The sequence below is a fragment of the Cyclobacterium sp. 10D3-21 genome (assembly GCF_055809755.1).
In genome coordinates, this window is the sequence record NZ_CM147924.1 from 1,655,268 (window position 1) to 1,670,752 (window position 15,485).

At 35.3% G+C, this 15,485-nt stretch carries 9 protein-coding genes; 4 read left to right on the plus strand and 5 right to left on the minus strand.

Annotation, left to right across the window (positions count from 1 at the left end):
- Positions 1 to 4 precede the first annotated feature (4 nt).
- The 4 genes from AC0L7T_RS06795 to AC0L7T_RS06810 all read right to left on the minus strand — a co-directional run bounded on the left by AC0L7T_RS06795 (position 5) and on the right by AC0L7T_RS06810 (position 5,956).
- The gene (locus tag AC0L7T_RS06795) at positions 5 to 1,024 is read right to left on the minus strand and encodes a DUF354 domain-containing protein (RefSeq protein WP_473341751.1); all 1,020 of its coding nucleotides are present in this window, start codon (positions 1,022 to 1,024) and stop codon (positions 5 to 7) included.
- A gap of 67 nt (positions 1,025 to 1,091) precedes the next feature.
- Positions 1,092 to 2,054 (minus strand): sulfotransferase family protein, encoded by a 963-nt coding sequence (locus AC0L7T_RS06800; RefSeq protein ID WP_473341752.1) that lies wholly within the window; start codon positions 2,052 to 2,054, stop codon positions 1,092 to 1,094.
- Positions 2,055 to 2,148: 94 nt separating this feature from the next.
- Positions 2,149 to 2,991, minus strand: coding sequence for a hypothetical protein (locus AC0L7T_RS06805; RefSeq protein ID WP_473341753.1), 843 nt, complete (start codon positions 2,989 to 2,991; stop codon positions 2,149 to 2,151).
- 547 nt (positions 2,992 to 3,538) lie between these two features.
- Positions 3,539 to 5,956 (minus strand): GumC family protein, encoded by a 2,418-nt coding sequence (locus AC0L7T_RS06810; RefSeq protein WP_473341754.1) that lies wholly within the window; start codon positions 5,954 to 5,956, stop codon positions 3,539 to 3,541.
- Positions 5,957 to 8,411: 2,455 nt separating this feature from the next.
- On the opposite strand from AC0L7T_RS06810, the gene AC0L7T_RS06815 reads away from it, so the two are divergent.
- The 4 genes from AC0L7T_RS06815 (at position 8,412) to AC0L7T_RS06830 (ending at position 14,436) form a co-directional block, all read left to right on the plus strand.
- Positions 8,412 to 9,806: an undecaprenyl-phosphate glucose phosphotransferase gene (locus AC0L7T_RS06815; RefSeq protein WP_473341755.1), complete on the plus strand. Its 1,395-nt coding sequence runs from the start codon at positions 8,412 to 8,414 to the stop codon at positions 9,804 to 9,806.
- Between the two features lie 329 nt (positions 9,807 to 10,135).
- Positions 10,136 to 11,953: an ABC transporter ATP-binding protein gene (locus tag AC0L7T_RS06820; protein ID WP_473341756.1), complete on the plus strand. Its 1,818-nt coding sequence runs from the start codon at positions 10,136 to 10,138 to the stop codon at positions 11,951 to 11,953.
- Between the two features lie 303 nt (positions 11,954 to 12,256).
- Positions 12,257 to 13,108, plus strand: a complete 852-nt coding sequence (locus AC0L7T_RS06825; RefSeq protein WP_473341757.1) for a hypothetical protein — start codon at positions 12,257 to 12,259, stop codon at positions 13,106 to 13,108.
- A gap of 17 nt (positions 13,109 to 13,125) precedes the next feature.
- Complete coding sequence (locus AC0L7T_RS06830) at positions 13,126 to 14,436, plus strand: glycosyltransferase family 2 protein (RefSeq protein WP_473341758.1); 1,311 nt, start codon at positions 13,126 to 13,128, stop codon at positions 14,434 to 14,436.
- 24 nt (positions 14,437 to 14,460) lie between these two features.
- Here the strand turns inward: AC0L7T_RS06830 and AC0L7T_RS06835 are convergent, their stop codons facing one another.
- A complete protein-coding gene (locus AC0L7T_RS06835) occupies positions 14,461 to 15,483 on the minus strand; it encodes a polysaccharide deacetylase family protein (protein ID WP_473341760.1) in 1,023 nt (340 codons plus the stop codon).
- Positions 15,484 to 15,485: the final 2 nt, after the last annotated feature.

A 15,485-nucleotide genomic window follows, 5' to 3' on the forward strand; every position in this document is an offset into this window, starting at 1 on the left:
TTTATTATTTTTTATATTTTAAAATTTGAGTGATCATGAACTGATTCATATCATCCCATTCCTTCAGCAGATTTTCTCTGGTTTGTATTTGCTTTAGTTGATGAAATTCTGCTGTAATGTACTTATTAAATGGTTCCACAGCCATGTTTCCAGGCCTATGCTCCAGAATACCTTTGTCAATTAACAATTCATTGGCCTTCATTTCCCTGATACCGCAATAGATACTCGGGACCCCCAGCATTGCTCCTTCTCTTGCCATGCTGTCTCCGGAAGAAACCATCAATTTAGAAAAATAGATTAGAGAATGGATGTCAGCAATTGGTTCTTCTAATATGGTCCAATTATCGGGGAACTTATCCTTTATGGCTTTGTCCTCCAATGACAGTAGAACTGGAATACTTTTATCAATTTGATTGGAAAAACTGCAAATGATGGCGTCTGCCTGATCATAATAGTTAAATGATTTATTACTTACCTCTCTGACAAATACATATTCATTTGGCTTTAGCCCGTAATTTTTTAAAATAGCTTTATCTGGTTTAAAATAGGCTGGACTTAGGTAACTCCACTCCTTGAGACAATTAAAAATCTCTACCTCCTTACCAGGCTTTACGATTGGAGGGAAAAATATTTTTGTAGAAAGTTTGGCATTGATCCTATTAATCCGTTTCCTTTCCGGGTCATCATAAAATTGAAGGATCGGAACTCCTGAAAGTCTACATGCCAAGGCCAATGGGGCACTACTAGCAGCTACGCAGATGTCAATTTTTTCTTTTTTAATAATTTGTATAAATGAGGTTGTTCTCATCACATTCCCATTCCAAAATATGGACCATTTTGTTCCTTTACTACTGCCCACTTTTATACGGGTAAATTCAGAATATTCTTTGTCAATAATTTTAGGTAGTTTGCCGCGATCAAGGTAACAGATAATTACTTTCCACCCTAAGACAACAAGCTCCTTTGCCAAACCCTTAAATAAATTGAGCTGAGCGGGATGTTTGATATCAATTAAAATATTCATAATGGTCATTTAAATAGTAAGCCTTTATAAAATAAAAAGTAAAATTTAATTTATTAAAACACAAAATTCATCTTTTATTGAGATACAGTTTCCTAAAATAGGACGCACCCTTTACAATACCCTTGTTTCGAATATGAAATTGAAGGGAATGCAATCCATCCATTATTGAGACGTATATAAGGTAAAATGGGCTCAATTTTTTATTTCGGCCTTGATAGCTTATGGGATAGTCCATCAAGGTCATTCCTTCTTTACCTATAGCTTCTAGTTTGCTGATTGCCTTTTTGTCAAAAGCTTGAAGATATTTTTCTTTATTGTTCTTGAGAACGGTCGATTCACCTTTTGCTGATCCCAAATTTTCCACATTTTTGTTGAGCTTTTCCAAACCGGGTGGATATTCTATGTTTAGAAATAAACAAATGTTTTTTAGTTGTTGGATTGGGGAATCAATAAGATTTTCGTATTTAATGTTGATATAATTAAATGGAGTTTCACGAACTAAATTTGAATAGTATTTGATTTCAAGATTCCATCTATGCATTGACCTGAAAATATTTTTTCCCCAAGCTTTTTTTGCAGACAAGCAATAATCTCTTGGATCTCTTACGATGTGGACAATATAAGCATCAGGGAATATTAGGTGAATATACTTCAGTTGTGAAAAGGCCCCCGGAGATTTATCACCCCATAAAAACGGATGCTTTACCCCTTTTGGCCCGTAAAAATTAAAAAGCAGTTTAAAAACATGTTGCCAGTCATATACAGTCAGTAAACTATCAAATTCTTCAAAAGAAAAATTAACACCATCAGCTTTACATTTTCTGTAAAATTTAGTTGAAGATAAAAATTCAAAGTATTTAACCCTATTATTTAATACGCTGAAATCATAGCCCTCACCGAATTTTCTTATGGAATTATGAATCAAATAACTTTCATTTCCAGGAATATTGACTTTGGGATGTTGATTTAAAAAGGAACGCAAAAGTTTTGTTCCACTTCTAGGCATTCCGAGCAAAATAATGGGTTTCATATAAATATTGTATAATCTATTAATAATTTAGAAAAGTTAAATTTGGGTTTATTAAAATATAGATCAAATAAATCAATTATAATTCATGCCATTGTCATTGAACAAGTACATTTTTTTCAGGCGCTAAACTTAAGGGCAGTGTTTTAAAAAGTTTTTTATTACCAGGTGGTTTTTTGGTTTTATTACCCAAAGAAATAAATAGTAAACTATACATGAGGGCCATTGATGAAATGGTATGCCACCTTCCTGACATAAAAAAAACTACAAATGCCAAGGCTATAAATAAAAAACGAAGATAGTCCTCCCTGGATTCAGTTTTTTTCCATGCTGATAAAAATGCCACAAAAACCATTAACATATACAAGGAAAATCCTAATATTCCACTGGAATGCAAGAGTGTTCCAAAATCAGTGTGCAGACTTCGCTGACCCAATTTACCTTTGCCATAATTCCCCGCATAAGCAAAAAGCTCATACCCAAACCATGGACTATAATCGTAATAAAGGAACATGTCATTATAAATCATTTGAAATTCCCTGAGCCGGGGTTCATTTTCCAGTCCTCTTTCATCTAGTTTTCGGTTTTCATACCCATCCCAAAAAGCATTTAAAAACCCCGTTTGATAAACAACCACTATACTTACCAAAGCAATGATGAATCCATATTTCATGAAATCAAAAATTTGACGGAAATTCAATAACTCCACCATTACAATCATTGGAGCCAATACCGTTAAAACCATCACTGTTCTCCTAAATGTAAGAAGAATTAAAAAGGCAGCTACTAAAAAGACCAATAGGTATATTAAGTTTTTGTCTTTAATCCCTTTTCTTACAACGATATAGATGGCAAAAGGCAAAATATTAAGACTGTCCAATGAAAGAGCTCCATAAAGAAGACCTGAAGTAGTACCATAATAACCTGTGCCCGTAGGCATGTGTTTGAAAAGGGTGGATAAAATGACGTTAATAATAAAAATAACCAATATGATTAAGGCTGATTTACTTAGTTCCTCAAAAAGTTGATGCCTGGAATAATTTCTTGAAATTTCAGATAGTAGTGGGATAAAAAAGAACAATAATATGGCCCCAAAAAAAATCGGCCTGATTTCAACTAAATTCCTTGAATAGGGCAGTAAAAAAAGAAAATACGGTATCAAAAGGATAGCAAATACATTGCGTTTAATAAAGGAAAGGTTGTTTATCGAATAAAAACCAATTATAAAGAGGAATATCGAATAACTGATAGCGGCAGACAAGCTCCTTTCTATTAATGCATAGCAAAAAAATATAACAGGCATATAAAGAATAGAAAGCTGACCTTTCTTCCATATAATGAAGCCCAAAAAAAGAGGAATGGAAAGTTCAATTAAAAGAAAGAAAATTTTCATCGGCTAACAAAATTTTGATGGTTCTTTTTCATAAAGATGAGCATCTGAAATTCCAATCAATAAAAAACACCAGATTCAACCAAAATGTAAATATTTACAATGCGGCTTTATTCCTTCCAAATATCCCTTTAATGCCAGATTTTTTTCCTCCTGGCTCGTCATAATAACCATAATTCAATCCTTTATATGTCAATTCTGAAGCGGCTACATCATTAAGAACTGCAAAAACATTCTTGACCCCTTTTTTCATTTTAATTTCATTGACATTGTCGATAAATTCTTTTTTACTAAAATTATACCTTAATACATATAGGGTCAAATCCACGTGTTTCAATAATTCAAAGGATTGACTTATCAATCCTACCGGGGGAGTATCAAGAATGATGACGTCATAATTTTCTTTTAATTCCTGCATCATGATTCCAAATCTTTCTGAAGCCAATAGGTCGGATGGATTAGGAGGGGTTTCCCCTGAAGTAATAATACTTAATAGTGGGAATTTGGTCGTCTGAACGATATCAGAAACGTTATTCACTTGTTCACTCAGAAAATTTGAAAGACCAATTTTACTTTTTAACTCAAAATCCTTAAGTGTACTTGGCTTGAACATATCACAGCTTACCAAAATTGTGTTTTTATGGTTTAGCGAATAAATTGATGCCAGATTAATTGCTGTAAAAGTTTTTCCTTCATCAGATAAGGTGGATGAAATGGCCATGGTCATTTGATTGTCCTTAGGAATAACAAAACTGATATTGGTTTTCAAAGATCTGAAAGTTTCTGAAACCACTGATCGAGGTTGTTTTAATACCACTAAGGGAGTCTTTAGCTTGCTTTTACCTATTTTACCTAAAAGCGGCACGGCCAAATCCTCTTCTAGCTCAACAGGATCTTTTATTTTTTTCTCCATAAAGACTATGGTACTGAAAAACGCTACAGGGAATGCAAAACCTATGAACAAGGCCACTATATAAACAGCTATTTCTTTTACTTTTATGGGTTTATCAGATGGTTGGGAATACTCTACGATTCTGCTTGATGAAGTATTTGATGCCATAGCAAGAGCTGATTCAGCCCTTCTTTGTAGTAAGAAGGTATAAATGCTCTCATTTAAGGTAAAAGCTCTTTCAATCTTTATTAAATCCTGTTGTGTAGTTGGCAAGCGGGTGAATTGATTTTCCACCGTCTTGATCCTATTTTCCAGGTCTTCAATCAAATTTTGAGTGTTGTTATTGGCATTCCTCAATGCTTCCAATAACAAAGCGTTGGTAGCTTCAATTTTTCGAGTAACTTCCTTAACCAATGGTGAAGCTTCAGTCGAGGTATTCAGGTAATAGGACCTTTCTGTTTGTAAAGTGATTAGTTTTTGGATAAGGCCATTCAAGACCATGTCTTCAATCCCAATTCCTGAAGGAATTATGATCTGATCATAGCTCTCTCTGACCAGGTAGGTTTGTAAATTCAAAAAATACTGTCTCTTCCATTTTTCCTGGGAAAGTTGTTTTTCTAAATCTGTGATTTCATTATAGACAGAACTCCCTTCCTCTTCAATATTATAGGTTTTGTTTTTGCTTCTGAAAGATTCTAAACTGGATTCAAAATAATTTAAAGAATCCGCCACACCTGAAATTTGTTTATCAATAAAGTCAACAGTGTTTTTTGAAACCCTGTTTTTCTCTTCCAATTCCATCTCCATGTATACCTCCATTAAATTATTAAGGTACTCGGCATCTTTTACAGGATGAGAAGTATTTAAAGTTAGGCCTAATATAGAAGAGGTTTGGTCTATTGGCCATATTTGTAAGTTGTCACCTGTATAGCGTCCCAGAAGGCTGCTTTTAGTGTTCAATCGAATTAGAATCTCTCCTTCGGGGGCATTTTGAATTAATCCAACCTGAATTTTAGCCAATGGGAAATCAATCCATTCACCAAATTTAAATTGCTTGGTTTTATAATTTGTTAGGTCGATTTTTTCGCTGGACAAGTCTGGAAGGAACTTATAGTAGGATTCTCCTGGAAAATCTATAGAATAAGATTCTTGATTCGTCCATGAAATCTTTATTTTATCTCCAAGAATCTGAGGATGGTTCCAATCTACTTGAACAAAAATCGGGGAGTCTTTATACAACTCCTTATCCACCAGCATACCAGGTTCGAAGTAATCCACACTCAAATCCATGACCTCCAGAACTTTCTCCGCCACAGGCTTGGATTTTATCAAGATGGATTGATTGGAAATGGACTGTCCCGGAGGTTGATAACCAGGTCCCTGAGGCATGCCTGTAAGATCTATTAAATTAGAGTTCTTATAGTCCGTAATCATGAATTTTCCTGCTACTTGGTATACCGGGGGGGTAGACTTGTTGTAGTAAATGGCCAATCCGATGGTTAAAATCATGAATGCCAATATAAATGGCCAAAATTTAAGAACCTTTTTAATGAACTTGATTGGATCAGATTGATTCTTTTCTTCCATGTATAAAATTTCGTTATTATTTTGGACGGATTTCATAATCGTGTTTTTTGTTCCTGATGCTGTTTAATGCACAATGCCTTCTTTAAATAAAGTTAATTTAGACAAGTGTCAAAAATACTATTATAACTTTCTCGCTGAGCCATTTCTAAAACGAAGATAAAATCTTAGCCTTTCGAATGCCAGGCGCTATGGGCTCATTTGTAAATGAAAGACTAAGATAAAGCATTTTATAAATAATAAAACGTATTTGGTGTATTTTTTATTGAATTTCAAATCAATACCCTGTTAGTTTAGAACTTCATGATTAAAATCCCCCCTTTATCCCTGATTTTTGATTAACTTTGTGAATTCAATATGTCCTTTAAAAAGCAAATTGAATACCCTTCGTTCGATTAACTATTAAAAAATAATTAGGTCCCATTGGGTTGGAGTATTAGGTTTATTAGATAAATTATTCAATTCTCGCATTTATTTACTTATTCGATAAAATTTAAATATTTCGCTATATATAATATTGGTTTTATGTATAATTGAAGGTTTTTAAATAGTAATAGTCCTATTTTTCTTTGATGATTTCAGTCTATTGAAAATTTCAATTGGCTATTAAAACAAAGATTTGTTTGAAGTTAAAATTATCGATTTTTCTATTTTATTAACTAATGATGATTTAATTCGGTAAGGCAGATGAAATTGTATACTAAAGCGGGAGATTATTATGTTCTCTGCATTGGACGTTCTTTATAATAGTGTTAGATACTTTGGGTACAGACAATGGCAGTGTATTTAACTCATTTGCGAATAAAAATCTAAAGCATTTATTTTCTCCTTTATATTTAGCTCGTTTTGAAATCTAATCCAGTAGGTAATTTTTCTATTATAACTATTTTTTTAATAATATTCCATTAAGGAGTAAAGGTTGATTTCCTTTATCGTTTTCACTCTTAATATGCGTTCGCAGCCATTAAAAAGGTAAAAGCATTTGGGTGTTAACAGTTATTTTAGAATTTGCTAAATTTTCAGTGGGGTACTTTCTTAGTTTAAGTTACACGCGGATATTAATTTTGGGGAGCGCTTCTAAATACTAAGATTGGTTTTTCTATTCCTACATAACACGATATTTTTTTAATTTCGAGCATGGCAATGGAATAGCTGTATCCATTTCCTGTCATTCCCGAAGAGATAGGATGAAATATGGTCGATAAAGGTAACCTAAGTTTACATTTTACTTGTTATTGGGAAAGCAGTTAGACTCTGAAAGAAGAGTGATCGCTTTAAAACCATTGTTCAGAGATGTCTTTTTACCCATGTAAAATCTGTATTTGAGGAGCCCCTATTTTGTCCTCTGCTTCTCCACTAGAAAAAACATGATTGTTGGCACTGGAGAGAGATTTAAGGGAGAAGTAATGTGTAAAGCTTTCTGGCTGTACAGGTTATATTGGGCCCTAGCAAGATGGAATAGTGGAAATGACCTATGAAATGGAAGGTCTATATAGATAAGGATGATTTGATCGGCGTTGACCAAAGGACGGTGGTGCGGTATGATTAGGATTGTGACAAGTGCTGCGAGTCGGACAGCGAAAGATGTCCCCAATATCTACTGGCGTAAAACCTATCTATACAAACGCTTGATTTATCAGCAACTAAATTTTTTCTGCTTGTGATTTTTTTCTTTGGAGAAAGATGTTTTTACCGGCGCTTAAAGAATTACATGACTATGGATGGCATTTATAGTCATGCAATGCTATTGTTGACTAATAAAGATAAAAATGTTGTCGCTTAAAGATATAATTATGCTAAGAAAATACTATTGATTGATGCATGAATAAGGCGCCAAATAGCATTGTTATTTATAGTACTCTTTGTTCAGGTGCTATGGAAACTTTATTTACAGCCATGAAGGAAGGTCTATCCTTAAATCACTAAATTCCTTTTAATAAATCCTAAACTATTAGGAATATTAAAATTATCCTATTTGGAAACCAGATTTTGGTAGTACCAATACTATTCATTTTTTTGGTTATTTTTCTTTAATTACAGTAGGGTCAAAGTATTTCTCTAAGACAGTTTTAATGCCAGTGCTTTCGAAAAGGTTGAGACTTTCTCCGGAATTAACAAAACCAAATTAAAAATAAAAACCTAGGAATTTTTCAAAAAAAAACACTTTTACAAGCACTTTTATGTTTTTTAATATATTTTTACTGCATTTTATTTTTTTATTGAATTCCATTTATTTACATTGGGTTTAATTAGCGTCCTGTAAGTTTGTTGTTTATGGTTTAATAAAAACCCTATAACCCTAAAACCCTAACTAGGAAAAAAGAAATGAAAAAATCTACCAAAAATCTACCAAAAAAACATCTCTAATCTTTCAAAAATTCTACCAAAATTTAATACAGATTGATTATTGTTTAGGAATGTCAAGCGATGGCGAGACTTCCTTTTTCTTCATTTATTACAGTGTTATTTTATAATAGTTATACCCTTTTAAGCAATGACACACTTTCAAAAAACAAATGTCCCCATTTTAGTTTTTGGTGACTTAGTTAATTTATCATTGGCCTTTTTCATATCTCTATATTACGTAGAGATTAATGATGCTTTTTTTCAGGAAATGCAATTATTTATTTTACCAACCCTGGTTTTATTGTGGATGGTATTCGGAAATTACAATAAACTCTATGCAAACTGGGACAATGGCCAGTTTTTAAACGTTAGAATTGGGAATTATCTGAAAACCTATCTGTTTCTTACTGGGTTTGTTGGCCTTATTTTCCTTATATTCTCCTTCCCAGTGGATGTGAGAAATCTTTATTTATCTATTTTACTAGGTATCCCTACTTTGGGCATTTTCACCAACCTTTTACTAATCCGTGGCTTTAGAATGAATCAGGATAGGAAAGGTAGGGTAAATTCTGTTTTGGTAGCCGGTTTTGGAAATCAGGCTAAAAAAGCAGAATCCTTTCTGGCGTCCAATACAATTACCAAGTATTCCTTACAAGGATTTATTGACTGTAACCCGGTTATGACTGAAGGAAACCAATCGGATAAGGCTGTAACAAATATTGACAACCTAAATTCTTATTTAAGTGATAATTACGTAAGAGAAATCATTATAGCTCTTCCTTTCCAGGAGGTAAATTCCATCAAATCTATTGTGAAAATTGCTGATTATCATGGAGCAAGGGTGCGTTTCATACCTGATTACAAAGATGTGTTCGGTGAAAATTACAAGACATTTCAAATCGGTAATCTTGAAGTTGTAAATACCAGACAATTGCCTTTGGATAATCTCTACTATAGTTTTTTGAAAAATTTCTTCGACATAGTTTTTTCCATGGGGATCTTGATTGTGCTGAGCCCGCTTTTTCTGATTATAGGTATTTTAGTTAAACTGGATTCTCCAGGTCCTGTGTTTTATTTGCCTGAAAGAATCGGTAAAAATAGTAAACCCTTCCGTTTGCATAAATTCAGAACTATGAATACCTGTGATGATCCTAAGAACGGCACCAAATCGACTACAGTAAATGATCCAAGAATAACGCGAATAGGAAAAATCCTAAGGAAATATAGCCTTGATGAATTGCCTCAATTTATCAATGTTCTCATCGGAGACATGAGTGTTGTAGGGCCTAGACCACATAGAATTCGTCTGAACCAGATGATGCAGGAAAGTGAAGATAAATACATGGTGAGGCATTATTATAAACCTGGCATCACTGGCTGGGCTCAGGTAAATGGATGGAGGGGTCCGTTAGAAACTTCCGAGCAGAAAAATGAAAGAACAAAACACGACCTTTGGTACTTGGAAAATTGGTCTTTTTGGTTGGATGTGAAAATTATCTTCCTGACCTTATTCAGTTCCAAAACCCATAAATTCACTTTTTAGAGAAATAAATATGAGATGGCAAAACCAAGTGATTTACGGACCTAGAGGTAGGTGTTATTTGTACAAGGGCTTGTATGCCTAATCTAAAATATAATAAAAAATGATTATTCCGAAATTATAGGATTGAAGGAGACTATATTATTCCAGGGATGGCAAGCATCACTTTAAGAATGAATAGGATGCAATAATGCTCTTACAAATTAAAATTTTATATGTCTTAACTGATTGCGCTATAATTCTAACCCATGACCTTGATTTATTTGACTTTAAATGCTTCATGCCCAAAATCAACTTTGTTTATTCTTTGATTTACGTTTAAAACAGTACAAATGATGATCGCCACGAAGGTAAAGAGTTACTTTAACAAGTCGTTTTCTGATTTCCGTTTTTTCCATTCCTATCTGGGAAACAGGATTTTCATCGCCCTGATACTTAGCTTCACTGTGGGGCTGATGGATGGTCTTGGGCTGGCCATGTTTATCCCCCTTCTGCAGATGGTGGATGGGACCACCGCATTTCAACCTGATGAACAGAGCATCGGCAATCTTAAATACCTGCTTGATGCCTTCAATTCCGTGGGGCTGCCACTTAACCTGACCACTGTTTTGCTGATGATCCTCTTTTTCTTCGGCATGAAAGGTTTGTTTCGTTTTGCAGAATCCTATTTTGGTGTCATCCTGATGACCACCTTTATCAAGAAAATCAGGTTTGCAGGAGTGGAAAGCATATCAAGTGTCAATTACAAGTATTTCGTGAAAGTAGATTCTGGTAAGATCCAGAATACACTGAGCGGGGAAGTCGACCGGGTCACCTGGGCCTACAGAAACTATATGGCCGGTGTGCAAGCGCTTATGACGATATCTGTTTACATTACCCTGGCTTTTCTCTCCAATCCTCAGTTTGCACTTCTGGTTGGAATCGGAGGAGGTGTTTCAAACTTCTTTTATACCAAACTCTACAAAAAAACCAAGCAGACTTCCCGGAAAATCACCGCGGACGGCCACATCTTCCATGGCTTAGTCATGCAACAGATCAACAATTTTAAATACCTCCGTGCCACCGGACAGGCAGCAAAGTATGGGGAGAAACTCAAACAGACGATCATCACCCTAGCCAATGGAAACAGGCGTATTGGCTTCTTCAACTCCTTGCTGATCGCCACCAAAGAGCCCATGTCTATATTTGTGGTGGTGGCCATTATTTTCATCCAGATTTTCTATTTCAGCACCAATATAGGCCCCATTATCCTCAGTCTACTCTTCTTTTACAGGGCGCTGAATGCCATTATTGTCTACCAAAATTACTGGAACACCTTTTTGAACGTGTCCGGTTCTTTGGAGAATTTCCAGGGATTCCTTAATGACATGAACAGCAATAGGGCAGAATACAATACCGGACTGGTTATAGAAAACATCGAGCGGGTACAGCTCCGGGAAGTAGGATTTTCCTACGGAGATAGCCCACTACTCAGGCATATCAACTTGGAAATTCCAAAAAACAAAACTGTGGCCCTGGTTGGTCCAAGTGGAAGCGGAAAGACGACACTGATCAATATCATTACCGGACTATTGCCAATAGAGAAGGGAACCTTTCAGATTAATGGGATCGATCTAAGTGAAATTAATATCGGCCGTTACCAATCCAAAATCGGATACATCACACAGGAGCCTGTTATCTTTAACGATACCCTGTTCAATAACGTGACTTCCTGGGCCGAAAAGAACCCGGAAAACCTCGAAAAATTTAGAAAAGCACTTAAAAAGGCCTCCCTATTACAGTTTCTGGAAGACCTTCCAGAAAAGGAGGACGCTCCGCTTGGCAATGCAGGGGTGCTCATTTCAGGTGGGCAGAAGCAACGGATCGCTATAGCAAGGGAACTTTATAAGGAGGTAGACCTGCTCGTCCTGGATGAGGCTACTTCGGCCTTGGATTCAGAGACAGAAAAGGAAATACAGGAATATTTTGACCAGCTCAGAGGGAAATATACCATCATCGTCATCGCTCACAGGCTCTCAACCATCAAAAATGCAGACATAATTTACCTGCTCAAAGATGGACAGATCCTAAATCATGGCGATTTTGCATCCCTCACGAATCAGTCTCCAAATTTTAAAAAAATGGTACAACTTCAGAATTTCGACAATTGATCCGCCTCCTCTTTTCTGAAAGAAAAGTTAAGGGGTTGGTTTAAGCACGAAAATTCCTTGGCAGGGTTTTTTTTAAATAATTTAAGAACCAATAAACTTCATTTGGAAATTTTCTCAATAAGGTTTAATTCAATATTTAAATATTATTTGTTATTAGGATGATTGTAGCAGTTTATATTTAAAGCAGTACTGAGCCCCACTTAATGTTGACCCATTACATGTCAGAAGAATAACTGCATTTCTATTTTTAAAAAAAAGTCAAACCAGCATCCACTAAGATGGCGCCTTAATTCAATTATTGTTATGAAAAAAATTTCTTTCGACTTGACTTATGAATACCTGCAGGAAATTAGAATGGCCCAGGCAGTAATGGAGTCTGACTATACCCTATGTATTCGGCCAGAACAGGATATTCGGCTTCAGCGCCTTAAAGAATATTTCCCCTGCAAATATGAACTGATTCAACCAGGGGATACCGTTACTGAAATTTCAGATATTCAAATTGCCCACCGGACGGTTACGCCTACAACCAGAATTGGAGAACTTTCAAGACCGTTGATTTTTCCACATGGTATGCTTGCCTATTGCAAAAAACTGTGGCCGGAAAAAAGAAAATACAGATATGCATTTGTAGGTAAAATTACCAAAGCTAGGAAAATATGGATGCAATCTTTTTTAACTTCTAAGGTTAAGGGGTATATGGGCCTTTCAGGGAAGGTTTTAATCGATTATCAGGTTTTCAAGGTATTAAGCAAGGTTTTTAGAAATTTTGACCGACTTATAGTTGCCAATTCCCGAAGGGGAAGGGAGTTTCCCGGAAAAGCCTGGGATGATGAATATTTTCGAATGCATGCCCAGGCAGAGTTTATCATATGCCCTTCGGGTGATGTGGGCTGTCCATGGACCTATCGGTTTTTTGAGGCGATGCTTTGTGGGGCCATTCCTATAGTAGAATCTAAATCAGCCTGTTATGAACCTTATAAATTTTATACTGCGGATCAAGATCCGAAATCATTTATTTATGACTTACAGATAGTTGAACACAATTTCAAACAATGTGAGAAACACCTCACCGTTCCTTTAAGTGAATTGAACAAAGAACTGTTCAGGTTATACACTCAAAAGAATGTACCTGAAAATCAGAATAAAGTATGAATCCTTGGGGCAAATGAATGAAAAAATTCTGGATGGAAATTCAGGTGTTAAAAAATATCAAGATGAATGAACAATTTCTATACGAGGTCAAACATCTGTCCCTTGATAACTTTTTTACTAATACTAACATTCTGTCTAATACGGAAAATCAGGGTATCTATCTCATGATTTGGTGGAAGGATATACCATTAGGTCACGGGGTATTCGAACCAAAATCCCAAGTTTCCGAAATTGATTTTAACAAAGGGATAATTGAATCCATCAAAACCACCCTTGAATTTTATTTAAAGAATCAAATTTCACTAAATACCGATGACTGGAGATCATTTATCCTAGAAGGAAGAATCGATGAATGGAAGGTTTATTTTGAAAAGGTTTTTGCTTCATGGACCAATGTGGTATTTCCAGATGAGGTTCCGATTTCTGTAGTAATCTGTACCCGAAACAGATCAAATGATCTAAAGCGATGTCTGGATTCTATTATGAAAATGGCTAGCCTTCCAGCAGAAATCATTGTCATTGATAACGCGCCAAAGGATGAAAGTACCGCAGAGCTAGTCAAAAACTATGAAAAAGTAAAATATTTTAAAGAAAATAGTCCCGGTTTGTCTTATGCGCGGAACCGAGGAGTATTGGAAAGTACTCAATCAATAATTTCATTTACCGATGATGATGTTGAAGTGCATAGCCATTGGGCATATAGAATTTGGGAGTCGTTTGGATCCAATAAAAATTTATTCGCCGTCACTGGCCTCGTCCTGCCTATAGAGCTTAAAACACCTGCTCAAGTGCTTTTTGAAAAATTATGGACCTTTAACAGAGGGTATAAAAATATAGAATATGATGCTGTCTATTGGAAAAAAAACCTTTCAATAGGTCCTCCAGTTTGGCAAATTGGAGCGGGTGCAAATATGGCCTTTAGAAAAGAAGTTTTTGAATTGATAGGTCTTTTTGATGTTAAATTGGGAGCCGGTGCTTCTGGTTGTAGCGAAGATTCCGAAATGTGGTTTAGAATTTTAAACCAACATTATGAAATGGCATACTGTCCCCAGGCTGTTGTGCATCACAAGCACCGCCATAATATGCATGAATTAAGATCGCAAATATTTCAGTACATGAAAGGACATGTAGTAGCTGCCTTTGTCCAACAAAAACAAAATAGAAAAGCCGGTTATACAAAATACATTTACTATAAATTGCCTCGGTATTATTTAAATAAGGTCATTAAAAATTGGAAAAGTTTTGGGAGAGGTTTTAAATCTGTTTGGATCGAAATCAACGGTGCCGTAGCTGGTTTATTTTTTTATTTCAAGGATTATAAAAATTAATTCATTGTTCCTAATCAGATGGAATCAACCCATCCATTCGGCCAATTTATGTTTGAATTCCTGACCTGTCCAATTTTTAATCTGAAACCTTCCTATTTGAAATGGATTCATGCCTGGTTCAATAGGTTTTTGGTTAGTGGTAAATGCTAAATTAAAGCCTTGTGATTTCAGTTCATCCTTTGTGATATTATTGAATTTCCCAGAAGGGTAGGCAAATGTATCAATTGGATACTTTACAATTGATTCCAGGTATTGTTTGTTTTCATAAATTTCAATTCTTTGTTCCTCCTTAGGCAATGAGGACAATTGAGGATGACTTACTGTATGACCGCCGATGGTAAATAAAGGACTGGCTGATAGTGATTGAAGTTGGGATCTGGACATGGAAATGTCTTTTTCGTTCCAATGGCCTGTGTTAATTCCAGCCCAATCTCGCAGTGTTGACAATAAAGCCTGTTGTTCCATGTAATTTTTATCACCCAAGATTTGCCAAAGTTCCAAATATAGCTGAGCCCTCAGGCTGGGAGGGGTCATGGAAGCATTCCAAATCGTATGTAATTGCCTAATTTTGTCAGTCAGGGCGATTTCATTTTTCAAGTCAAAAGAAAAAACCGAACCAGTAATTTGCAAGACCAATATTTTGGGAAGGATAGGGCTTTCCAATACTATTTGACCAAGTTCATCCCACCAGAATGCTTTCTTGGTGCCAATATGTTTGGTGGAAATAAAAAATGTTGCTTGTAAATCAAAGGCTTCCAAAATTGGCTTGGCATATAGGAAATTATCCCTATAGCCATCATCAAAAGTAATTAAAATTGAAGGCTTTAAATGCTTCTTTTTTTGTACCGTTTCCTTAATTTGAGACAAGGGTACAACCAATTGGCTGGATTTTAGAATTTTTAAATGTTGCTCAAAATTTTGAGGACTTACAGCTAATTCCCAAGGGTCTAATGTTGAATCGATCACTCTATGGTACATTAGAACCAAGATGGGAGGGGTTGGATTAATGTTTTTCCATTGCTTTCTTATCCATCTTTTAATATTCATAG